The sequence below is a fragment of the Streptomyces sp. NPDC001020 genome, from assembly GCF_053599115.1.
On the sequence record NZ_JBSFLQ010000027.1, the window covers coordinates 85,874 to 108,077 of the forward strand.

Sequence of the window (22,204 nt, forward strand, 5' to 3'; positions counted from 1 at the left end):
GTCAGGTCACGTCGTCATAGCCGTTCACACGGTCCGGAGCCGGCAGCTCGGAGGCACCGGTCGCGCTCACCGACTCGACCTCGCCGATCTCCTCGGGCGTGAGGTCCAGCTCGGAGGCCTCGTCGTCCGAGGGCCCCTGGCCCTCCCGCCGGGCCCGGCGGCGGTCGTTGAGCATCGAGAAACCCACCGCCAGGAAGAACAGTGCCCAGATCGGCGCCGCCAGTGCCAGCATCGACATCGGGTCGGCGCCTGGCGTGGCCACGGCCGCGAAAGCGGCGATCCCGACGACCATGCCACGCCACCAGCCGAGCATGCGGCGCCCGGACAGGATGCCGGTGAGGTTGAGCATGATCAGCAGGAGCGGCATCTCGAAGGAGAGGCCGAAGACCACCACCATGCGCGTGACCAGGTCGAGAATCCTGTCCAGCTCCAGCAGGTTCTCCGCGCCATCGGGCGTGAGGTCGATCATCACCTTCGCTGTGGTGGGCAGCACGTTGTAGGCGAGGTAGCCGCCGCCGAGGAAGAGCGGGAAGCCGGCCGCGACGAACGCGTAGGCGTACCTCTTCTCGTGGCCGTGCAGGCCCGGCGCGACGAACGCCCACAGCTGGTAGAGCCAGATCGGCGCCGACACCACGAAGCCCGCGGTCAGCGAGGCCTTCAACGCCAGTGTGAAGGGCGTCAGAAGCCCGCTGACCGTGACGTGCGCACAGTGTTCTTCCTTCGACTTCGCCAGCTCACCGAAGGACTGCGTGCAGCCGACCGAGTCCAGCAGCGGCTTGGTGATGAAGTTGATGATGTGCTGGTAGAAGAAGGCGGCCACGATCGTGACGACGAGGATCGCCAACACGGCCTTCGCGAGCCGGTTGCGCAGCTCACGCAGATGATCCACGAGTGGCATGCGCCCCTCGGGATCCCTCTCCTTCTTGCGGGCAGGCTTGGGCAACCCACATCCTCATCTCGTGCAGTGGCCCGGAGAACCCCGGTCCTCGCGTCAGCGCTGGGTCGTCGTGTCCGTCTGCTCGTTGACCGGCCGGGAGCTGGTCACATCGCCGGGGGCGGCCTGGATCGTGCGCTGCGCCTGCGGCTGCTCATCCGCCGCCTGGGCGGTCGCGGAGGACGACTTGGCCTCGTCCTTCATCGCCTTCGCCTCGCTCTTGAGGATCCGCGCGGACTTGCCGAGCGACCGAGCCATGTCCGGAAGCTTCTTCGAACCGAACACGAGGACGATCACCAGAACCAGGAGCACCAGGTGCCACGGCTCAAGTGCGTTGCGGAACATAAGTCTTCACCTTCTCACTGAGGCGGGGCGGCGGGGCCATGTCTGGCCGGTCGGACAGTTGTCTGACCATCCTGCTGGCAGCGATCGTAACGCCCAGGAACGAATGCGAAACAATCCCTGCGCGAACTCCTGCCTTGCGGACCGCGCCTTCTTTCCGGGCCGCGACCAGAAGCGTACCTGGCGGGCTCGTACAGATGACAGGGCGAGGTTCCACAAACCGCTAGGCCGGGGGGCATTCCGGGCGTTTCGCCTGTACTCACAGCGATTCCGCCGACCGGGCCGCGCTCACAGCCGCCCGCTCCAGGTCCTCCGCGGCCCGATTGATCCGCCGCGCCGACTCCGAGACTTGCACCCCCAGGCGTCGCGCCTCCACGAAGACCCGGACGGCGAACACACCGAGCACAGCAAGACCCAGGAACCCCGCGGCTACCGCGAACATCGGCCAGAACATGCCCACGAGACTAGAGGGTCGAGTGCAGCCGCAGTGTCCTGACCCCACCGCCGGTGAGCAGCTCCACGATCCGCTCACCGGCCGGCTTACGCACCACGGCACCGCACTCGGGGCAGGTGAAGGAGTAGAACGTCGTACGGCTGCTGGCACCGATGGCCAGCCGCAGCGCGCTCGCCCCGAGCTCGAAACGACCCCGGCAGTCCGGGCAGCCCGCCCGGAACACCACCGGGGCCACGTTCCGCATCCCGGCGAACGCGGCCGCCACCGACATCCCCGGCACACCTGCCGTCGCCGACTCGCTCACAGCCCCTGCTCCTGCCTGCCGGACCGCCCGTCCGCCGTACCGCCCGTCGCCGGCCTGCGCGCGCCCACCGCGTCCACGGTCTCAGGGGCGGCCGCGTCGGCTTCGATGTCCTCGTAGGCGGCCAAGGCCTCGTGGGCCGCCTGCCGGGCGCTGTCGGCCAACTCGCCCGGCGCGACGATCCGCCCGTCCCGACCCAGGCGCAGTGCCAGACGTCTGAGCGAGGCCGGGTCGGGCGTCCGCAAGGTGATGCGCAGCCCGCCGTCCGGCAACTCGTCCGCACTGTCGTGCGGGTAGTACTCAGCGACCCAGCGTCCGGCCGGACCGACCTCGACCACCACCTCGGGATCCTCAGCCGCGGGCTGGACAAGTCCTTCGGACAGGTCGCGCAGTTCGATCTCCGGCGGCGCCGCCGGCTCGTCGAGGATCCTGATCTCGGCGACCCGGTCCAGCCGGAAGGTACGGCGCGCCTCGGAGCGGCGGCACCACGCCTCCACATAGGTGTGGCCCACGCTGACCAGGCGGATCGGGTCGATCTCCCGTTCGGTGACCTCGTCGCGAGCCGGCGAGTAGTAGCGGATCCACAGGCGTCGGCGCTCGGAGATGGCCCGGTCGACGTCCGCGAAGACCCCGCCCTCGGACTCGAAGATCACCGAGAGTCGGGAGCTGGCGCCCGCGGCCTCCCCGGCGGCGGTCTCCACCTTGGCGGTGGCCCGCAGCAGCGCCTGACGGTCGCTCTCCCGCAGGCCCGGCAGGGTGGCGACCGCCCGCGCGGCCACCAGCAGCGCGGTGGCCTCGTCGGCCGCCAGACGCAGGGGCTCGGCCGCGTCCGCCCCCAGGGCGGCCGGGTTGTGCCACCAGATGTGCTCGCCGTCGGTGTCGATGTCGAGCAGGTCCCCACCGCGGAAGCTGGTGCCGCACATGGGCAGCACGTCGAGGTCGGAGACCAGCTCGTCCTCGCTGATCCCGAAGGCCCGAGCCACATCCTCGACGCGCGCACCGGGGCGTTCCCGCAGATACGTCACCAGGGACAGCATTCGCCGGGTCTGATCGATGGCGTTCGCCGGCCTGGCCGGTTTGCCTGCCACTGTCGTCCCTCTTCCCGCTCAGCCCTTGGCCACGGCGCGCAGTCGGTCCACCACGTCGGCGCGGAGCTCGGCGGGCTCCAGCACCACGACGTCGGGTCCGAACTCGACCAGCCAGGCGTCGAGGCCGTGTCCGTACGGAATTTCCAACTCGTCCCAGCCGTCGCCCAGTTCCCGTACGACGGTGGCCTTCGCCCGAAGGGGGTACCCCGCGCCCGTGCGCAGCCGGATCCGAGCTGAGCGGTCGGCGGTCTCGCCGGCCCAGCCCGCGACGGTCTCGCGGACGGTCACGACATCGGGCACCTCCACGGTGAAGCTACCGGGGCGGGTACGCACCCTGCCGGTGATCCGGGAGAGCCGGAAGACCCGCTCGGCGCCGCGGTCGCGGTCCCAGCCGGCCAGGTACCAGTGGCCGCGCCAGCACTCCAGTGCCCAGGGCTCGACCTGGCGCGGCTCGGGGTGGGCGGCGGTGGCCTTCCGGTAGTCGAAGACGACGGGCCGCCGGTCCCGGCAGGCCAGCATCAGCGGTTCGAAGGCGACCTCGTGCACGGGGATGCGTGGCTCCAGGGCGCCATGGGCCTCGTACGGATCGACGTCCTCGGGCAGGCCCGCGGCGCGCAACTTCTGCAGGGCGCCGCTCGCGGCACCGGCGAGGCGGGCCTGCTGCCACACCTTGGCGGCCAGGCCGAGGGCGGCGGCCTCTTCCGCGTCCAGAGTGATGGGCGGGAGACGGTTGCTGTCACGGCGGGCCAGATAGCCGATCTCGCCGTCCAGGTTCTCCACGGTCTCGATGACCAGGCCCAGCTCGCGCAGATCGTCCTTGTCGCGCTCGAACATCCGGTTGAAGGAGTCGCCGGACCCGGTCGCACTCTGCTCCGGCCCGAAGGCCTCGACATAGGCCTCGATGGACTCACGCAGCTCGCGCTTGCTGAGCGGCCGCCGCGTCCCGAGCAGACACAGCGCCAGGTTCATCAGCCGCTCGGCCTTGGCAATGGCCATCGACGCCCTTCGCCTTCCCTATGGTGCTTACGAGCGACGACCGTACCCCCCGTACGCGTCGTGGCAAAAGCCGAGGGCCCATGCCCGGACAGGCATGGGCCTCAGGTGATCGTTTCCGGTCGGTTCCCGAACGGCGACCCGGACCGGCATCGGCGAGATCCCTGCGGATCCCGCAACGACGATCAGACAGCGACCAGGTCCACCACGAAGATCAGCGTCTCGCCGGGCTTGATCAACGGGGTCGGGCTCTGGTTGCCGTAGGCGAGGTGCGCGGGGATGGTCAGCTGGCGGCGGCCGCCGACCTTCATGCCCTGCACGCCCAGGTCCCAGCCCTTGATGACCCGGCCGCCGCCCAGCGGGAAGCGGAAGGGAGTACCCCGGTTCCAGCTGGCGTCGAACTCCTCACCCGTGCTGAAGGCGACACCCACGTAGTGGACGGTGACGGTCTGACCCGCCTGCGCCACGGCACCGTCGCCCTCCCAGATGTCCTTGATCTCGAGGTCGGCCGGGGGCTCGCCGCCCGGGAAGTCGATCTCGGGCTTCTCGATGCTCACGTCAAAAGCTCCTGCTGGTTCGTGTTGGGGCCATTACGGCAACACCGACACTCTCACATCCCCGCAGGGCTTACATCTTCGCCAGGATGTCCACGGCGAAGACCAGCGTGGAGTCCTTCTTGATGCCGCTGCCCGCGGGCGGGTTGTTCCCGTACCCCAGCTTCGGCGGGATGGCGATGAGCACACGGCTGCCGACCTTCTTGCCGGTCAGGCCCTGGGCCCAGCCCTTGACGACCTGTTGCAGCGAGAAGGACGCGAGCTGCCCCCGGCCGTACGTGGAGTCGAACTCCTTGCCGGTGTCCCACAGCACGCCCTTGTACTGCACCAGAACGGTGCTGTTCGCCGCCACCTCGGGACCGTCGCCCTCGATGACGTACTTCGCGACCAGACTGCTCGGCGCCTTCGTCTTCGGCACGCCGATGGACGGGGCCTTGCCGTCGGTGTTGGTGCCCACCTTGGGCAGGTCGGCGTCGTTCTGCGCGACGTCCTTGCCCTTGGCGGAGCTCTTGCCGTTGAACGTGTCCTCGATGTCGACCACGAAGACCAGCGTGTCGGTGCCCTTGATGCCCGCCTGAGGATTGCCCTGCTGTCCGTACCCCCAGGTCGGAGGCACCGACATCAGCACCCGGCTGCCCGTCTTCTTGCCCGCGAGGGCATAGCGCCATCCGTCGATGATGCCGCCCTGGCGGAGCTGGATCAGCAACGGCGTCTTGCGGTCGTAGGAATTGTCGAAGACCTTCGCCGTGTCCCAGATCTGGCCCAGATAGTTCGCCTGGATGAAGTCGTTCTCGGCGACCGTCCGGCCACCGCCCGCGATCACCGTCTTCACCGCCAGGTCCTTCGACGGGGCGCCGCTGCCCTTGGCCACGGTCGGCTTCTTGCCGAAGCCGGTGCCCGCGGTGATGGCCGGCAGCGGCCCATCGACGATCTTCGGTGACGGGGCGGCGGACGTGGCCGCCGGAGACGAGCTGTTACCCGCCGTGCCCTTGCCGGACTTGTCATTGCCGCATCCGGCGAGCGTGACAAGTCCGGCGGGCACGGCAGCTAGGAAGAGGGTGCGTCGGCGCACGATGAGGGCCTCGTATCGGTCGATCGTGATGGATGGCGTGCGCAACTCTACGGCGTGAGAAGGGCGCCGCACGGTAAACGTACGGCGCCCGTGTTGCGTTCCGGAGCTGGCCCGCAGACGCATGGCTCACATACCGGCGATCAGCTTCTCCACCCGGTCGTCCACCGAACGGAACGGGTCCTTGCACAACACCGTGCGCTGCGCCTGGTCGTTGAGTTTGAGGTGCACCCAGTCGACCGTGAAATCGCGGCGCTGTTCCTGCGCCCTCCGGATGAAGTCGCCGCGCAGCCGGGCCCGAGTGGTCTGCGGAGGAACCGACTTACCCTCAAAGATCTTCAAATCGTTGCAGATCCGGGTGGCTTGGCCCTTCTTCTCCAGCAGGTAGTACAGCCCACGGCGGCGATGGATGTCGTGGTAGGCGAGGTCTATCTGCGCGACACGCGGATGCGACATCGTCATATTGTGCTTGGCTCGATACCGCTCGATGAGCTTGTACTTCATCACCCAGTCGATTTCGGTAGCGACCCGGTCGAGGTCCTCGGTCTCGATCGCGTCCAGCGTGCGGCCCCACAGCTCCAGGACCTGCTCGACGGTGCCGGTACGGATCCCCCTGCGCTCGCAGAAGTCCACCGCCTTCTCGTAGTACTCCCGCTGCACCTCCAGAGCGGAAGCCTCACGGCCACTGGCCAGACGCACCTTGCGGCGGCCCGTGATGTCGTGGCTGACCTCGCGGATCGCCCGGATCGGGTTCTCCAGGGTCAGGTCACGCATCACCGTGCCCGCCTCGATCATGCGCAGCACCAGGTCGGTGGCTCCGACCTTGAGCAGCATCGTCGTCTCGGACATGTTCGAGTCGCCCACGATGACATGCAGACGGCGATACCGTTCCGCGTCCGCATGCGGCTCGTCACGCGTGTTGATGATCGGCCGGGAGCGCGTGGTCGCCGAGCTGACACCCTCCCAGATGTGCTCGGCCCGCTGACTGACGCAGTAGACGGCACCGCGCGGGGTCTGCAGCACCTTGCCCGCACCACACAGCAACTGCCGTGTGACCAGGAACGGAATCAGGATGTCCGCGAGCCGGGAGAACTCCCCGTGGCGGGCCACCAGATAGTTCTCGTGGCAACCGTAGGAGTTGCCCGCCGAATCAGTGTTGTTCTTGAAGAGGTAGACGTCGCCGGCGATTCCCTCCTCGTGCAGGCGACGCTCGGCGTCCACCAGGAGTCCCTCGAGAATGCGCTCGCCGGCCTTGTCGTGGGTGACAAGTTCCGTCACGTTGTCACATTCGGGGGTCGCGTATTCCGGATGCGATCCCACGTCGAGATAGAGGCGGGCACCGTTGCGTAGAAAGACATTGCTGCTACGGCCCCATGACACGACACGGCGGAAGAGGTACCGCGCCACCTCGTCAGGCGACAGGCGGCGCTGTCCCCTGAACGTGCACGTGACGCCGTACTCGTTCTCCAGCCCGAAAATGCGGCGGTCCATGAGTGAACATTACGCCCGATCTCCCGAGCTGAAACGGGGTTCGACAGCACGGTTCGGATCATTTTCTGACGAAGCCGCAACCGCCCCGACTCCGACGGGAGCCCCGAGCACCCGCCCGGTGGCCAACAACACCAGCAAGGACACGGCCCCCGCGGCACCCGGCACGGCGAAGCCCCACAGGGCACCGCCGGCCTGGACGACCGGCCCCGCAAGACCCGTTCCCACCGACGCACCCACCGTGAACGTCGTCACAAGCCAGGAGAACGCTTCCGTGACCGTACCGCTCGGCGCGTGCCGGTCGACGATGATGAATGCGCAGGCGATACACGGCGCCAGGAACACTCCCGCCAGCACCGCGAGCAGCACCATGGCGACCGCACCCGGCATGAGCATCAGCGGCAGATAACACAATGCCAAAAGCGCCACGAGCACCCGCAACCGCCGCTCCGGTGCGCCACTCCACTGCCGCGCCCCGTACACGGCCCCACCGACGAGCGCGCCGAGCCCCAGAGCAGCCATCAGCCAGCCGTACACCGCGTCCCCGCCATGGCCGTCGGCATACGCCATGGCCGCGACCGCGATGGAACCGAGCGCGATCCCGACGAACAGGAACGAGCCGAGGAGCGCGAGCAGCCCCGGCGAGCGCAGGGCACCGAGCCAGTGCGCCTCACGCGGCGCCGAGCGCCATGCGCGCGACGGCGGTGCGAGGACCACGACGAGCGCACCCAGCACACCCACGACGTTGAGCGCGACGAGCGCGACCTGGGCGGACCACAGGGACACGCACATGGTCACCAGCAACGGGCCGACGGTGAACATCACCTCCTGGGCCACCGCGTCCATCGCGTACGCCGTGTGCACCTGCTCCTGGCGGCGCAGCACGTCGGGCCACAAGGCACGCAGACCGCCCTCCAGGGGTGGCACGGACAGCCCGGAGACCACCACGGCCCCATAGGCCAGCGGAAGCGACTCCACGCCCGAAAAGGCGAACACCGTCATCGCCAGGGCGGAAACAAGCGCGGCGGGCAGCTGAACGCGCGGCTGGCCGTGCAGGTCGACGAGCCGCCCCAACAGCGGCTGCCCCACCGCGTTGGCCACCCCGTACACCGCGGCCAACGCTCCGGCCAGGCTGTAGGTCCCCCCTTCCGCACGGACGAACAGCACGACCGCGATCGCCGCGATGGCGTTCGGCAGTCGACCCACAAGCGTCCCGACGAGCAGGCGGGCGACATGCCTCGCCCTGAGGATCTCCAGATATCCGGCCGCCATGCCTCACCCCTTCTCCGTACCTCTTCACGCTCCTCCGTGCAGGCGACACACGAAGTTTTACGTATAACTAGTCCTGCCATACGTACCATGTGCGCTGTCCACTAGTCCAGACGAAGGAGCAGGTCAACGGTGGCAAGAGGTAGCACGCGACCCACCAGCCGCGATGTCGCCCAGGCTGCCGGGGTCTCACAGGCCGCCGTGTCTCTGGTCCTCGGCGGCAAATGGCGCGGGCGCGTCTCCGAGACCACCGCCGAACGCGTCCGGCAGGCCGCACGAGAACTCGGCTACCGGCCCAACCTGGCCGCACGCAACCTACGTCTCGGCCACACCCGCACCGTTCTCCTCGTGGTGCCTGCACTGACCACCGAGTTCTTCGCGGGCGTCTACACCGGCGCCGCCCAGGTCGCCGCCGAACACGGCTTCGGCGTCGTCCTCTACCCCTCACCCGAAGGCGTCGGCCCCGCCAGAGACCCCTTCCACTCCGCCCAAGCCGCACTGGACGGCGTCATCGCCTCCTCCATGGCCGCCGGCGCCCTCACCGCGATCCGCGGCGACCAGCTCCCCCTCGTCATGCTCGACAGCGACCCACACGGCAGCCTGGGCGCGGCCACCGTCAACCTCGACATCGCCGACGGCGTACGACAGGTGGCACACCACCTGCTGACCCTGGGCCACCGCAACTTCCTGCACCTCGCGGCGGACATCCCCTCCTGGACATTCGAGACACGAGCACGGGAACTGGCCGCACGCCTCGCCGAGACACCGGGCACGACCCTGCGCACCACACGCGCGCCGATCTCCATCGAGGGCGCCCGCACCGCCGCCGAGGCCGCCCTCATCACCGCTGGCCCCCGCCCCACCGCCCTCGTCTGCGACGACGACAAACTCGCCGCCGGCGCCTACAAAGCCGCCCGCCGCCTCGGCCTGCGCATCCCCGACGACCTCTCCGTCACCGGTCTCGACGACCTCGCCCTCGCCACCGCCCTCGACCCCGAACTCACCACCGTCCGCCTGGACGCCGAACTCTTCGGACGACGCGGCATGGAAGCCCTCCTGGCCGTCCTGGACGGCCGCACCCCCAAGGAAGGCGACATCCCGGTGGAACTGGTCGTACGTGGCTCCACCGCCCCACCCCGGTAGCCGCGGACACCCCCACAACAACGCACGCCCCGACCGAAGACGGCCGGGGCGCACACAGGACGAGCAAGGCGGCGCACTCCTCACGGAGCCAAACGAGTGATCACTCCTCGTCCGCCGAGGACCCCTCCCCGTCATCCGAGACAGCGGCCGCGCCATCCCCCTCCAGCAGACGGGACAACTGACGGCCCACGATGCGCTTGAACTTACGCTGCTGCGGACGCGTACGGTCCAGAACCGCGACCTCCAGGCGCTCGGCCGGGATCTCCCGCTCACTGCCGTTCGTGTCCCGCGACAGAGCCTGCACGGCCAGCTTCAACGCCTCGGCCAGCGTCATACCGTCCCGGTGACGCTGGTCCAGGAAACCGCTGATCTGCTCCGCATTGCCGCCCACCGCGACCGAACCGTGCTCGTCCACGATCGACCCGTCGTGCGGAAGTCGGTAGATCTGGTCGCCCTCCGGGGTCACCCCCACCTCGGCGACCACCAGCTCCACCTCGTACGGCTTCTCGGCCGCACTCGAGAAGATCGTGCCCAGCGTCTGGGCATACACGTTCGCGAGACCGCGCGCGGTCACATCGTCACGGTCGTACGTGTAGCCCCGCAGATCGGCATAGCGGACACCGCCGATACGCAGGTTCTCGTACTCGTTGTACTTGCCGGCCGCCGCGAAGCCGATCCGGTCGTAGATCTCGCTGAACTTGTGCAACGCACGGGACGGGTTCTCACCGACGAACACGATGCCGTCGGCGTACTGCATCACGACCAGGCTGCGGCCGCGCGCGATGCCCTTGCGGGCGTACTCCGCCCGGTCGGCCATGGCCTGCTGGGGGGAGACATAGAACGGCGTCGACACCGGTTATCCGTCCCTTTCAGTCGAAGTCACACGATCACCTTGAACAATCACCGGGCCCGCCGTCAGAGCAGGGCGGCACTCGGACCGTCGGGCTGCTCCAGGCGCCGCTCCAGGACCGCACGGGCGATCTCGGAGCACTCGTCGTCGGAGAGTCGGCGACAACCCTCCTCGGTGATCACGGTGACGATCGGATAGATCCGGCGCGCGACATCCGGACCACCCGTCGCCGAGTCGTCGTCCGCCGCGTCGTACAGGGCCTGAACCACCAGGGTCATCGCCTGGTCCTCGGTCAGGTCGTCACGGAAAAGCTTCTTCATGGCACCGCGCGCGAAGATCGAGCCGGAGCCGGTGGCCGCATAGGCGTGCTCCTCGAAACGGCCACCTGTCACGTCATAGGAGAAAATGCGACCCTTGTCGCGGTCCACGTCATAACCGGCGAAGAGCGGCACCACCGCCAGGCCCTGCATGGCCATGCCGAGGTTGGAACGGATCATGGTCGACAGTCGGTTCGCCTTGCCCTCCAGCGAAAGCTGGGCGCCCTCGACCTTCTCGAAGTGCTCCAGCTCCAACTGGAACAGCTTCACCATCTCCACGGCGAGGCCCGCCGTGCCGGCGATACCGACCGCCGAGTACTCGTCCGCCGGGAACACCTTCTCCATGTCCCGCTGCGAGATCACATTGCCCATGGTCGCCCGCCGGTCACCCGCGAGCACGACGCCCCCCGGGAACGTCGTGGCCACGATCGTGGTGCCGTGCGGGGCCTCGACCACGCCCTGAGCGGGCAGCTGCCGCTTACCGGGCAGCATCTCGGGCTGATGCTCGGCCAGGAAGTCCATGAAGGACGACGACCCGGGCGTCAGGAAGGCAGCCGGTAGACGCCCGGTGCTACGAGGGTTGGCTTCCACGCGTTTCCTTCCACGTATGTCGCAGCCCGCCTTATCACGTCGGGCCGATCCTTGAACTGCCCCAGCGCGGCGTTGCAGCTGAAGCACAGTACGCCACGGACCCTACCCGTCTCGTGGCAGTGGTCCACATGCTCGGCCGGGGCAGCAAGACAGATGCAGCAAACACCCCGCTGCCCTTCGATCAGCTCGTCCAACTCCGCCGGAGTGACGCCGTATTTTCGCTTGAAGTAGCTGGCCCGGTTGCGCTCGGCGCGGCACTCACGGCAGTAACTCGCCCATCCATCCGACGAGGACTTGTTTCGCTCCCACTGCGCGTGCGGCTTCACCTCTCCGCACTGCAGGCACCGCTTGTGCCCTTGCGGGACAGCGACCCTGACCCGAACCTTCTTCCCCCTGGCCTCCTGGCGCTGCCGGTAGTACTCAGCGGAGCGCTCCTTGCAGTACGCCTGGAGGCCGTCAGGCATGGACTGGTTACTGGCGAACGCTGCCCGCAAGAGGTATTGCTTGCATCGCGAACAGCGTCGCAAGGCTTGCTCTTCACTCATCTAGGAGACCCCCCGATTTCACCTTAGAATCGAAGATGAAATCACTCCCCACCTTTCTGAACGAAGGACCTGACGAAATCCTCTGCGTTCTCCTCGAGTACGTCATCGATTTCGTCCAGCACCGAGTCCACGTCATCCGACAGTTTCTCGTGCCGCTCCTTGAGGTCCTCAGAAGCCTGCGCGTCCTGCGTCTGCTCCTCGACCTCCTCCGTGGAGCGCGTCGCCTTCTGCTGTCCGCCGCCGGTGTCCTTGGTCGCCATAACCCTCACCCCGCTCAGTTCGCCCGACATGGTCGGCACATTCCCGTCGATCGGTGATGATCAGACCCTACTCGCCCGGTCCGACATCGGCCCCGCAGTTACTCCAACGTACGGGGGCCATCTCGATGATTCCCGGCCCTCGGGTTTTCACCCCCGTTCAAAACGGCCGGTGCGCTCGCTCAGCCGCCCGACAGGACTCTGACCAGATCTTCCGCGGTGCGGCAGCGGTCCAGGAGTTCCTTGACATGGTTACGCGTTCCGCGAAGCGGTTCCAGGGTGGGGACGCGTTGCAGGGAGTCCCGACCGGGCAGGTCGAAGATCACCGAGTCCCAGGACGCCGCCGCGACGTCGTCCGCGTACTGCTCCAGGCAGCGGCCGCGGAAGTAGGCGCGAGTGTCCTCCGGGGGCTTGGTACGGGCCCGCTCGATGTCGTCGTCGTCCAGGAGGCGCTTCATGCGGCCGCGGGCGACCAGGCGGTTGTAGAGGCCCTTCTCGGCGCGCACGTCGGCGTACTGGAGGTCGACCAGGTGCAGCCTGGCGGCGTCCCAGTCGAGGCCGTCGCGGCGCCGGTAGCCCTCCATGAGCTCTCGTTTGGCGACCCAGTCCAGTTCGCCGGCCAGGCTCATGGGATCCCTCTCCAGGCGGTTGAGGGTGTCCTCCCAGCGTGCCAGGACGTCCTTGGTCTGTTCGTCGGCGTCGGCACCGAAGCGCTCCTCGACGTATTTGCGTGAGAGTTCGTAGTACTCCATCTGGAGCTGGACCGCGGTGAGTGTCCGGCCGCTGCGGAGGGTGATCAGGCGCTTGAGGCTCGGGTCGTGGGAGACCTGGTGAAGGGTGCGTACGGGCTGGTCGACGGCGAGGTCGACGGCGATGAAGCCGTCCTCGATCATGGAGAGGACCAGGGCCGTGGTGCCCAGTTTCAGGTAGGTCGAGATCTCTGAGAGGTTCGCGTCCCCGATGATCACGTGGAGGCGGCGGTACTTCTCGGCGTCGGCGTGCGGCTCGTCGCGGGTGTTGATGATGGGGCGCTTGAGGGTGGTCTCGAGGCCCACCTCGACTTCGAAGTAGTCGGCGCGCTGGCTGAGCTGGAAGCCGTGTTCGTGCCCGTCCTGGCCGATGCCGACGCGGCCTGCTCCGGCGAAGACGGGGCGGGAGACGAAGAACGGCGTGAGGTGGCGCACGATGTCCGAGAAGGGGGTCTCCCGCTTCATCAGGTAGTTCTCGTGCGTGCCGTAGGAGGCGCCCTTGTTGTCGGTGTTGTTCTTGTAGAGGTGGATCGGTTGGGCGCCGGGAAGCTGTGCGGCCCGTTCGGCGGCCTCGGCCATGATCCGCTCGCCGGCCTTGTCCCAGAGGACGGCGTCGCGCGGGTTGGTGACCTCGGGGGCGCTGTATTCGGGGTGTGCGTGGTCGACGTACAGTCGCGCCCCGTTGGTGAGGATCACGTTGGCCAGGCCGATGTCCTCGTCCGTGAGCTGGCTGGCGTCGGCGGCCTCGCGGGCGAGGTCGAAGCCTCGCGCGTCGCGCAGCGGGTTCTCCTCCTCGAAGTCCCAGCGGGCCCGGCGGGCCCGGTGCATCGCCGCCGCGTAGGCGTTGACGATCTGGGATGAGGTGAGCATGGCATTGGCGTTCGGGTGGCCGGGGACGGAGATGCCGTACTCCGTCTCGATGCCCATTACTCGCCGTACGGTCATGCGGCCCTCCTTGCCAGGCGGCGCCCTCGGTCGGGGGCGGCGCTCTAGTACCGCTGGTGCTCCGGTGCGCGTGCGGTGCCCGTCCCCGCACGGCGCGACGCGGCGGTACGAAAGAGCCTAGAACGCCTTTGCGCTGGCGGGGAGATCATTTGCCTCATTGCCTTGCTCCAGCCGTGGCCCGAATAGCAGGAGGCTGCGGGTACCCGGTGAGGGAACCCGCAGCCGCCCTGCTTTTTACAGGTACTGGCCGGTGTTCGCCACCGTGTCGATGGAGCGTCCGGTGTCCGTGCCCTGCTTTCCGGTGATGAGGGTGCGGATGTAGACGATCCGCTCGCCCTTCTTTCCGGAGATCCGGGCCCAGTCGTCGGGGTTGGTGGTGTTGGGCAGGTCCTCGTTCTCCTTGAACTCGTCCACACACGCCTGGAGGATGTGGGAGACCCTGAGGCCTTTCTGGTTGTGTTCGAGGAAATCCTTGATCGCCATCTTTTTCGCGCGTCCGACGATGTTCTCGATCATCGCGCCGGAGTTGAAGTCCTTGAAGTAGAGGACTTCCTTGTCGCCGTTGGCGTAGGTGACCTCGAGGAAGCGGTTCTCCTCGGACTCGGCGTACATCTGCTCCACAGCGGTCTGGATCATGCCGTGGATGGTGGCGGCCCTGTCGCCTCCGTGCTCACTGACGTCGTCGGTGTGCAGGGGGAGGTTTTCTGTGAGGTACTTCCCGAAGATGTCCTTGGCCGCTTCGGCGTCCGGACGTTCGATCTTGATCTTCACGTCGAGGCGGCCGGGCCTGAGGATGGCGGGGTCGATCATGTCCTCGCGGTTGGAGGCGCCGATGACCACGACGTTCTGCAGGCCTTCGACGCCGTCGATCTCGGCGAGCAGCTGGGGGACGATGGTGTTCTCCACGTCCGAGCTGACACCGGAGCCGCGGGTGCGGAAGAGGGACTCCATCTCGTCGAAGAAGACGATGACGGGGGTGCCCTCGCCGGCCTTCTCGCGGGCGCGCTGGAAGACGAGGCGGATCTGTCGCTCGGTCTCGCCGACGTACTTGTTCAGGAGCTCGGGGCCCTTGATGTTGAGAAAGAAGCTCTTGCCGGCGGCCTGGCCGGTCACTTCGGCGACCTTCTTGGCCAGTGAGTTGGCGACGGCCTTGGCGATGAGTGTCTTGCCGCATCCGGGGGGCCCGTACAGCAGGACGCCCTTGGGCGGCCGCAGTTCGTGCTCCTTGAACAGGTCGGGGTAGAGGTAGGGGAGCTCGACCGCGTCGCGGATGGCTTCGATCTGGCCGGCGAGGCCGCCGATCGCTTCGTAGCCGATGTCGGGTACCTCTTCGAGGACGAGTTCCTCGACCTCGCTCTTGGGCACGACCTCGTAGACGTAGCCGGAGCGGGTTTCGAGCAGGAGGGCGTCGCCGGGGCGGATGGTGACGTCCAGCAGCGGCTCGGCGAGCCGTACCACCCGTTCCTCGTCGGTGTGCCCGAGCACGAGGGCGCGCTCGCCGTCCTCGAGTACTTCTTTGAGGGTGACGATGTCTCCGACGCGCTCGAACTCCATGGCCTCGACCACGTTGAGCGCTTCGTTGAGCATCACTTCCTGGCCGCGACGGAGCTCGTCGACCTCCACGCTGGGGCTGACGTTCACCCGAAGCTTGCGGCCTCCGGTGAAGATGTCGGCTGTGCCGTCCTCGTTCGCCTGCAGGAAGACGCCGAAGCCGGCGGGCGGCTGTGCCAGGCGGTCGACCTCCTCCTTGAGGGCCACGATCTGGTCGCGGGCCTCACGGAGCGTGTTGGCGAGTCGTTCGTTCTGCGCGGACACGCCGGCCAGGTTGGTCTGCAGCTCGACGATCCGCTCTTCGAGAATCCTCGTGTGCCGCGGAGAGTCGGCGAGCTTGCGTCGCAGGACGGCGATCTCCTGCTCAAGGTAGGCGATCTGCCCGGCCGGGTCGTCGGACCCTCGTCCCGGGCGGATGCCGCGGTTCATGTCGTCGTCGTGGGCTGCCACGGTCCTCACCTCCTCCAAGGGGAGCTGGACGCTTCCAGACCCTACCTGGGCGGGTGCCGATTGAAACCCCTAGATCACAAAGACTGTCGGGGTGTGTCCGATCTTCACCCTTGCGCTCTCCCTCACGCCAGGGGAATACCCACCGAACATGATTGGGAAGCGGCCGAAGGTAGGGTCGCAGTGTTCAACACCCGTCAGAGCTGGCCCGATTCCCGGGCGGCTCCGCGCAGGAATCGGCAGGAGAGATGACCGTGCAGCAGCAGGCCGGAGTCGACGGCGAGGCGCTGGAGGTCTGGATCGACCAGGATCTGTGTACCGGCGACGGCATCTGCGCCCAGTACGCGCCCGAGGTTTTCGAGCTGGACATTGACGGTCTGGCCTATGTGAAGGGCGAGGAGGAGGAACTCCTCCAGGCCAGGGGTGCCACAACGCCCGTACCGCTGCCGCTTCTCACGGATGTGGTCGACTCGGCGCGGGAATGCCCTGGTGAGTGCATCCATGTGCGCCGGATCGCGGACGGGGTGGAGGTCTACGGCCCCAACGTGGAGTGATCGTGCGACCACTCCACGCCATGCGTGTCTGTGTTTCTCACCCTCGGTGCGTACCGGTGGGTGTTCGCTCCGGCGGTCGTGTGCGCTGTGCGCCGGGGCGTGGTGGGCGGGATCACACGGGCTGGGTATCGGGCGTGGAGCGGATGAACGCGCCGCCCTTCCACCGCCACTTGGCGGGAGTCGTCACGTCCGGGCAGCAACTCGGTACGTCGGGCGAGGAGTAGCCGAGAAGGGTGGCGGTGACCGCCGCGTCGCGGACGGCGAAGTCGGCGACGGTGAGGCGGTCCTTGGGGTCGACGAGGGTGGCGACGACGCGGGGCTTGGGGGCGTCCGCGGTACGGGTGAGGACGTAGATGCCGTCGGGTGGGGTTCCCATGCCGGCGTCGCAGCGGACCACTGCCACGGTTTCGGGGCGGCCGTCGCCGTCCAGGTCGCCGGTGGCCTTCTTCTGGACGAGGGGCTTGGTGGTGCCGCAGTCGAGGGGGAAGTCGGCGGCGGCGGCGTCGGGGGGCGCCGTCGTGGCCGGGGCCGCCTTGGTCTTGGTGTGGGGCTGGGCTGCCGTCGCTGACCCGGGCTGCAGCGCGGAGGACAGGGCGATCACGCCGGCTATGGCGGCGGCCGTGACGACCCAGTGGATGGGTCGGGTGGTGGTGTGGGCGAGTTCCGGGACGGCGGGGTGCTGCACGAGAGAGGTGTCTCCTGTGAGGGCTGTGCCGGTGGGGTGTCCCGCATCGTGTCACACCTCACAGTGCCGGGGAACGGTGGGGTCCGCGCTTCTGGTGGGGTGTCAGGTTCGGGGGTGTGCCGGTGTTCCAACGTGTGAGCGCCGTGGTCGAGTTCCGCGGTGTTGGGGGGAACTCGGCCACGGCGCTTGTGGGTTGGAGAGGGGCGTGGGCCGTCAGCGGCCGGCGCCTCCGTCGGCGTTGGGTCCGGAGTAGTCCTCGCCGTAGGCGCCCTTGGCGGGCCGGCGGCGGCGCATGGGCGGTTCGACGCCGTCGGCGAGGCGGCGGGCGGTGAGGAGGAAGCCGGTGTGGCCGATCATTCGGTGGTCGGGGCGGACGGCCAGGCCCTCGATGTGCCAGTTGCGGATCATCGTTTCCCAGGAGGTCGGCTCGTTGAAGCAGCCGATCTCGCGGATGGACTCGACGGTCCGGGCGAGCTGGGTGGTGGTCGCGACGTAGCAGCACAGGATGCCGCCGGGGACGAGTGCCTTGGAGACGGCTTCCAGGCACTCCCAGGGGGCGAGCATGTCGAGGATGACGCGGTCGACGTCGGTGTCGCTCAGGTTGTCCTGGAGATCGCCGACGGTGAGCTGCCAGGCGGGGTGCGGGCCGCCGAAGTAGCGCTCGACGTTCGCCTGCGCGATCTCGGCGAAGTCGGCGCGACGCTCATAGCTGTGCAGCATGCCCTGGTCGCCGATGGCGCGCAGCAGGAAGCTGCTGAGCGAACCGGAGCCGACGCCGGCTTCGACGACGCGTGCGCCGGGGAAGATGTCGGCAAAGGCGAGGATCTGCCCGGCGTCCTTGGGGTAGACGACGGCTGCCCCGCGGGGCATGGACAGGACGTAGTCGGGGAGCAGGGGGCGCAGCGCGAGGTAGGCGACGTTCCCGGTGGTGCGGACAACGCTGCCCTCGGGAGCGCCGATCAGTTCGTCGTGCGGGAAGGAACCCTTGTGGGTGTGGAAGTTCTTCCCCGCTTCGAGCGTGAACGTGTAGTGGCGGCCCTTGGGGTCGGTCAGCTGTACCTGGTCCCCGACCTTGAAGGGCCCGCGTCGGCGGGCGGCACCGGTCGGTTCGGACATGTGACCAGCCTACCGGCAGCCGAGGGGGCTACCGACCACTCGGGAGTGAGCCGGAGGAGGCTCGCCGTGTCGAGGGGCGATCGCGCGAAGGCCCGACGGGTTGAGTGCGTTCGCTCCCTCGGTGCCTGGCGGAGCGTCTCGGAGACGCACGTGCCCCGGGAGCCGGTGGTCAGCTGGGGCGGGCCATGGCCTTGACGAAGGCACGCTCCACGTCCATGGCGGACAGCACGCCGTAGATCTCGCCGGTCTCTTCGACGACCAGGTACTCGGTGGCGGGGGTTGCGCGCAGGACGTCGAGGAGGTCTTCGCCGGCCAGTTCCGCGGAGACGCGCATGCCGTCGGTGAGTTCCTGGGCGAGGCCGCTGACGGTGACCCAGGGGCGGCGGTGTTCCGGTACGCCGACGATGGCGGCCTCGCGGACGAGCGAGAGGGGTTCGCCGTGGGCGTCGACGACGACGAGGGCGCGGGCACCGACCTCGTTGGCGCGGCGCAATGCCTCGGAGAGGGGGGTGCCGGTCTCGACGGGGACGGCGCGGCGGGTGAGGGTGCGGGCGCGTAGGTCGGGGAGGTGTTCGCGCAGGCGGGCCATGCGCAGGCTGTTGCCGGCGCCGGTCCAGATGATCGCGGCAAGGATGGCGGCGAGCAGGGCGTCGGTGAGGGTGTCCATGCCGATGTTGTCGTCGGCGGTGCGGCCGAGGACGTCGGACTGGGTGAGCAGGGGGAGGCCGATGAGGACGGAGATGGCGAGGGCGCGGCCGACCCAGGCGGCTGCGATGGTGCCGTTCATCGGCTTGCCGGTGATCTTCCAGACGACGGCGCGGAGCATGCGGCCGCCGTCGAGGGGCAGTCCGGGGAGCAGGTTGAAGACGGCCACGATGAGGTTGGAGATCATGAGGCCGGCCAGCAGGACGCCGGGGACGGTGTTTGGTTCGGCGGACTGCAGGGCGAGGTAGAAGATGCCGGCGAGGACGAGGGAGAGCAGAGGCCCGACGAAGGCGAGCGTGAATTCCCGGCCGGGGGTCTCGGCCTCTTTCTCGATCTCGGAGACGCCGCCGAAGAACTGGAGCTGGATCCGGCGTACGGGCAGCTTGAAGCGGAGGGCGGCGACGGTGTGGGCGAGTTCGTGGACGAGGACGGAGGCGTAGAAGGCGACCGCGAAGAAGAGGGACACCAGGTAGCGGGCGGCGCCGAGCTCGGGAAGCACGCGGTCGAGCTGGCCGCCGAACACCCAGGTGATGAGGGCGGCGACGAGGAACCAGCTGGGCGCGACGTAGACGGGCACGCCGAAGGGCCTGCCCATGAGGATGCCGCCGCCGGGTTCCTTCGGACGCTGCGGGGGCCCGGCTTGGCCCGGGGTGCCGGAGTGGGCCAGGGGGCGGGCAGGGGTGCCCGCCGGGTCGTGGGCGTGGGGTCGGCTGGGTGCGGAGGTGTCGGTGGTGTCGTCGGTGCGCGGGGGTGCCGGGGTGCCGGGGGTGTCCGGGGACGTGGCGCTTTGTGTGTCGCCGTCGGGGGATGCCTCCGGGTCCGCCTGTCCGTGGTGGGGCGTCACCGGGTCCGTGTTCTCGCCGGGGGTGGCCGCCGGAGCCTCCTGCTTGTCGCGGGACACCGGCGCGCTCTTCGTCTCCTCGTTCGGTGACGTGGGCTCTGGTGTGCTGTCGTCGGCCGGTGCCGGCTGTGCCTGGGTGTGTTTCCGCTGCTCTTCGTGGGCTGCGGTGTCGGCGGTCCGTGTCGTGGGAGCCTCCTCGCGGTCGGTCGCACCGTCGTTGCCGGGGCGCGGCTGTCCGCTCCCGCCGCTCTCGTCCACGCTGTCCCCTCGATCGAAGCGTCTCCCCGGCCCCGGTCGTACCGGGTGGGAGGGTTTGTGGTCGATGGTATGCGGCTGTCGCGTCGGGGTCCGCCCCGGCACCCCTCTCTGTTTTCCGCGCCGCCGCACGAGCTCGCACCGTGCCGGACATGCCGGTCTTGTCATGCTTTGCCGGGGCGCGACTGTGTCACTGTCAGCGGCGCGCCGTAGGGTCTGTGGTCATGGAATCCAGCACCGACGGCGCCGCCGAGCCGTCCGCCCCGGCCGCCGTACCCCCGGCGTCGCTGTCGCCCTCGCGGGCCGGCGACTTCATGCAGTGTCCGCTGCTGTACCGGTTCCGGGTGATCGACAGGCTGCCGGAGAAGCCGAGTGAGGCGGCGACCCGGGGCACGCTGGTGCATGCGGTGCTGGAGCGGCTTTTCGACGCGCCCGCTGCCGAGCGAACCGCCCCGCGCGCCAGGTCTTTGGTGCCCGCCCAGTGGGATCGGCTGCGGGAGAACAAGCCTGAGGTGGAGGAGCTGTTCGCGGACGATCCGGGAGGTGAGCGGCTGGCGCGCTGGCTCGACGAGGCGGAGCGGCTTGTCGAGCGCTGGTTCACGCTGGAGGATCCGACGCGTCTCGAGCCGGCCGAGCGTGAACTGTTCGTGGAGACGGAGCTGGAGTCCGGGCTGAAGCTGCGCGGGATCATCGACCGTGTCGATGTCGCTCCCACGGGTGAGGTGCGGATCGTCGACTACAAGACGGGCAAGGCGCCCCGGCCCGAGTACGCGGAGGGCGCGCTGTTCCAGATGAAGTTCTACGCCCTGGTGGTGTGGCGGCTGAAGAAGGTCGTGCCGCGGCGGCTGCAACTGGTCTATCTCGGCAGCGGTGATGTGCTGACGTACGACCCGGTGCTCGTTGATCTGGAGCGTGTCGAGCGCAAGCTGCTCGCGCTGTGGGAGGCGATCCGGCTGGCGACGGAGACGGGTGACTGGCGTCCGCGCCCCACCAAGCTGTGCGGCTGGTGTGACCATCAGGCGGTCTGTCCGGAATTCGGTGGTACTCCCCCGCCGTATCCGCTGCCGGTGCGACCGGCTGACGGGCACGCCTCCTGAGGTCCGGGGGCCGACCTTCGGTAGAAGCGGTCGCTTCGGTTGCGATCGACCGGCGGGTGTGTGGCCGTGGGTGCGGGGATGGCCCCTGGGGGATGCGGCCGCTGCGGACCAGGGTGCCGGAGTCGGGCGGTGGCGAGCAGGGCAGAATGGGCTGGCACTAGCGAAGGAGACTTACGTGGCCATCCGTGTCCTACTGGTCGATGACCAGCCGCTGCTGCGCACGGGCTTCAGGATGATCCTGGAGGCCGAGCAGGACATCGCGGTCGTCGGTGAAGCCGGAGACGGCCTCCAGGCCCTCGACCAGGTGCGTGCCCTGCAGCCCGATGTGGTTCTGATGGACATTCGCATGCCCCGGATGGACGGGGTGGAGGCGACCCGGCAGATCACCGGGCCCGGGCGGGACGGCCCGGTCAAAGTACTGGTGCTGACCACCTTCGACCTCGACGAGTACGTGGTGGAGGCGCTGCGTGCCGGTGCCAGCGGTTTTCTCCTCAAGGACGCCCCCGCCAACGAGTTGGTGCAGGCGATCCGGGTGGTCGCCGCGGGTGAGGCGTTGCTCGCGCCAAGCATCACGCGCCGACTGCTCGACAAGTACGCGGGGCATCTGCCGTCCGGGGACGAGCCGGTTCCGGACACGCTGCACACCCTTACCGAGCGTGAGGTCGAGGTGCTGAAGCTGGTGGCGCGCGGCTTGTCGAACGCCGAGATCGCCGCCGACCTGTTCGTCAGCGAGACGACGGTCAAGACGCATGTCGGTCACGTCCTGACGAAGCTGGGGCTGCGGGACCGGGTGCAGGCGGCGGTGTACGCGTACGAGAGCGGGCTGGTGCGTCCCGGCGCTCAGTAGAGCCTTCCGGCCCGTCGGACGGGCGGCCGGTGAGGGCGCTCCCTGCACATGAGGGGGCGCCCTTCGCGTTGCCGCGAGCGACACGAACCCGCCGCCCGCAAGCACGAAGGCCCCCGGGCCAGGCTTGAGTTCTAGTGGTCGTCGCAACACCCCAGCTCAAGGGGTGCGATGGAGTTCGAGATCCGCAAGGACAGACGCGGCGGGGGCGGTCGTCGGC

General features: G+C 68.6%; 23 protein-coding genes. 4 read left to right on the forward strand and 19 right to left on the reverse strand.

Annotated elements, in window-relative coordinates:
- Window position 1 precedes the first annotated feature (1 nt).
- The 10 genes from tatC to ACWDEX_RS24740 form a co-directional block, all read right to left on the reverse strand.
- A complete protein-coding gene (tatC, locus tag ACWDEX_RS24695) occupies window positions 2–943 on the reverse strand; it encodes a twin-arginine translocase subunit TatC (RefSeq protein ID WP_450466081.1) in 942 nt (313 codons plus the stop codon).
- A gap of 48 nt (window positions 944–991) precedes the next feature.
- The gene (gene tatA / locus ACWDEX_RS24700) at window positions 992–1,279 is read right to left on the reverse strand and encodes a Sec-independent protein translocase subunit TatA (protein ID WP_450466082.1); all 288 of its coding nucleotides are present in this window, start codon (window positions 1,277–1,279) and stop codon (window positions 992–994) included.
- 256 nt (window positions 1,280–1,535) lie between these two features.
- On the reverse strand, window positions 1,536–1,730 hold the full coding sequence (locus ACWDEX_RS24705; RefSeq protein ID WP_450466084.1) for a hypothetical protein: 195 nt from the start codon (window positions 1,728–1,730) through the stop codon (window positions 1,536–1,538).
- Between the two features lie 10 nt (window positions 1,731–1,740).
- The gene (locus ACWDEX_RS24710; protein WP_450466086.1) at window positions 1,741–2,034 is read right to left on the reverse strand and encodes a hypothetical protein; all 294 of its coding nucleotides are present in this window, start codon (window positions 2,032–2,034) and stop codon (window positions 1,741–1,743) included.
- Window positions 2,031–3,119, reverse strand: coding sequence for a helix-turn-helix transcriptional regulator (locus tag ACWDEX_RS24715; protein ID WP_450466088.1), 1,089 nt, complete (start codon window positions 3,117–3,119; stop codon window positions 2,031–2,033). The genes ACWDEX_RS24710 and ACWDEX_RS24715 overlap by 4 nt, the downstream gene beginning before the upstream one ends.
- Window positions 3,120–3,137: 18 nt before the next feature.
- Window positions 3,138–4,115: a helix-turn-helix transcriptional regulator gene (locus ACWDEX_RS24720; RefSeq protein WP_450466089.1), complete on the reverse strand. Its 978-nt coding sequence runs from the start codon at window positions 4,113–4,115 to the stop codon at window positions 3,138–3,140.
- Between the two features lie 182 nt (window positions 4,116–4,297).
- Complete coding sequence (locus ACWDEX_RS24725) at window positions 4,298–4,669, reverse strand: FKBP-type peptidyl-prolyl cis-trans isomerase (protein ID WP_450466091.1); 372 nt, start codon at window positions 4,667–4,669, stop codon at window positions 4,298–4,300.
- Between the two features lie 70 nt (window positions 4,670–4,739).
- Window positions 4,740–5,738 carry an FKBP-type peptidyl-prolyl cis-trans isomerase gene (locus tag ACWDEX_RS24730; protein WP_450466122.1) on the reverse strand — a complete coding sequence of 333 codons (999 nt, stop codon included), beginning with the start codon at window positions 5,736–5,738 and terminating at the stop codon, window positions 4,740–4,742.
- A gap of 126 nt (window positions 5,739–5,864) precedes the next feature.
- Complete coding sequence (gene pafA / locus ACWDEX_RS24735; RefSeq protein ID WP_450466093.1) at window positions 5,865–7,226, reverse strand: Pup--protein ligase; 1,362 nt, start codon at window positions 7,224–7,226, stop codon at window positions 5,865–5,867.
- 9 nt (window positions 7,227–7,235) lie between these two features.
- Window positions 7,236–8,495, reverse strand: coding sequence for an MFS transporter (locus ACWDEX_RS24740; RefSeq protein ID WP_450466094.1), 1,260 nt, complete (start codon window positions 8,493–8,495; stop codon window positions 7,236–7,238).
- 129 nt (window positions 8,496–8,624) lie between these two features.
- Here ACWDEX_RS24740 and ACWDEX_RS24745 point away from each other — a divergent pair, with 129 nt between their 5' ends.
- Window positions 8,625–9,635: a LacI family DNA-binding transcriptional regulator gene (locus tag ACWDEX_RS24745; protein ID WP_450466095.1), complete on the forward strand. Its 1,011-nt coding sequence runs from the start codon at window positions 8,625–8,627 to the stop codon at window positions 9,633–9,635.
- A 100-nt stretch (window positions 9,636–9,735) separates the two neighbouring features.
- Here the strand turns inward: ACWDEX_RS24745 and prcA are convergent, their stop codons facing one another.
- The 6 genes from prcA to arc form a co-directional block, all read right to left on the reverse strand.
- The gene (gene prcA, locus ACWDEX_RS24750) at window positions 9,736–10,488 is read right to left on the reverse strand and encodes a proteasome subunit alpha (protein ID WP_450466097.1); all 753 of its coding nucleotides are present in this window, start codon (window positions 10,486–10,488) and stop codon (window positions 9,736–9,738) included.
- A 62-nt stretch (window positions 10,489–10,550) separates the two neighbouring features.
- Entirely contained in the window at window positions 10,551–11,393 is an 843-nt protein-coding gene (gene prcB, locus ACWDEX_RS24755; RefSeq protein ID WP_450466099.1) for a proteasome subunit beta, read from the reverse strand.
- Window positions 11,345–11,938 (reverse strand): endonuclease VII domain-containing protein, encoded by a 594-nt coding sequence (locus ACWDEX_RS24760; protein ID WP_450466101.1) that lies wholly within the window; start codon window positions 11,936–11,938, stop codon window positions 11,345–11,347. Before ACWDEX_RS24760 ends, prcB begins: the two co-directional genes overlap by 49 nt.
- Window positions 11,939–11,979: 41 nt before the next feature.
- Window positions 11,980–12,198 carry a ubiquitin-like protein Pup gene (locus tag ACWDEX_RS24765; RefSeq protein ID WP_319151554.1) on the reverse strand — a complete coding sequence of 73 codons (219 nt, stop codon included), beginning with the start codon at window positions 12,196–12,198 and terminating at the stop codon, window positions 11,980–11,982.
- Window positions 12,199–12,377: 179 nt separating this feature from the next.
- Window positions 12,378–13,889 carry a depupylase/deamidase Dop gene (dop, locus tag ACWDEX_RS24770; protein ID WP_450466103.1) on the reverse strand — a complete coding sequence of 504 codons (1,512 nt, stop codon included), beginning with the start codon at window positions 13,887–13,889 and terminating at the stop codon, window positions 12,378–12,380.
- A 234-nt stretch (window positions 13,890–14,123) separates the two neighbouring features.
- Window positions 14,124–15,890, reverse strand: coding sequence for a proteasome ATPase (arc, locus tag ACWDEX_RS24775; RefSeq protein ID WP_450466105.1), 1,767 nt, complete (start codon window positions 15,888–15,890; stop codon window positions 14,124–14,126).
- A 245-nt stretch (window positions 15,891–16,135) separates the two neighbouring features.
- Here arc and ACWDEX_RS24780 point away from each other — a divergent pair, with 245 nt between their 5' ends.
- Entirely contained in the window at window positions 16,136–16,441 is a 306-nt protein-coding gene (locus tag ACWDEX_RS24780; protein ID WP_450466106.1) for a ferredoxin, read from the forward strand.
- 112 nt (window positions 16,442–16,553) lie between these two features.
- Here ACWDEX_RS24780 and ACWDEX_RS24785 read toward each other — a convergent pair whose 3' ends face one another.
- The 3 genes from ACWDEX_RS24785 to ACWDEX_RS24795 form a co-directional block, all read right to left on the reverse strand.
- Complete coding sequence (locus ACWDEX_RS24785) at window positions 16,554–17,126, reverse strand: hypothetical protein (protein WP_450466108.1); 573 nt, start codon at window positions 17,124–17,126, stop codon at window positions 16,554–16,556.
- A 213-nt stretch (window positions 17,127–17,339) separates the two neighbouring features.
- Window positions 17,340–18,242, reverse strand: coding sequence for a tRNA (adenine-N1)-methyltransferase (locus tag ACWDEX_RS24790; protein WP_450466110.1), 903 nt, complete (start codon window positions 18,240–18,242; stop codon window positions 17,340–17,342).
- 169 nt (window positions 18,243–18,411) lie between these two features.
- Complete coding sequence (locus ACWDEX_RS24795) at window positions 18,412–20,046, reverse strand: site-2 protease family protein (protein WP_450466111.1); 1,635 nt, start codon at window positions 20,044–20,046, stop codon at window positions 18,412–18,414.
- A gap of 221 nt (window positions 20,047–20,267) precedes the next feature.
- On the opposite strand from ACWDEX_RS24795, the gene ACWDEX_RS24800 reads away from it, so the two are divergent.
- On the forward strand, window positions 20,268–21,140 hold the full coding sequence (locus ACWDEX_RS24800; RefSeq protein WP_450466112.1) for a RecB family exonuclease: 873 nt from the start codon (window positions 20,268–20,270) through the stop codon (window positions 21,138–21,140).
- Window positions 21,141–21,315: 175 nt separating this feature from the next.
- The gene (locus tag ACWDEX_RS24805) at window positions 21,316–21,987 is read left to right on the forward strand and encodes a response regulator (protein ID WP_450466114.1); all 672 of its coding nucleotides are present in this window, start codon (window positions 21,316–21,318) and stop codon (window positions 21,985–21,987) included.
- Window positions 21,988–22,204 lie beyond the last annotated feature (217 nt).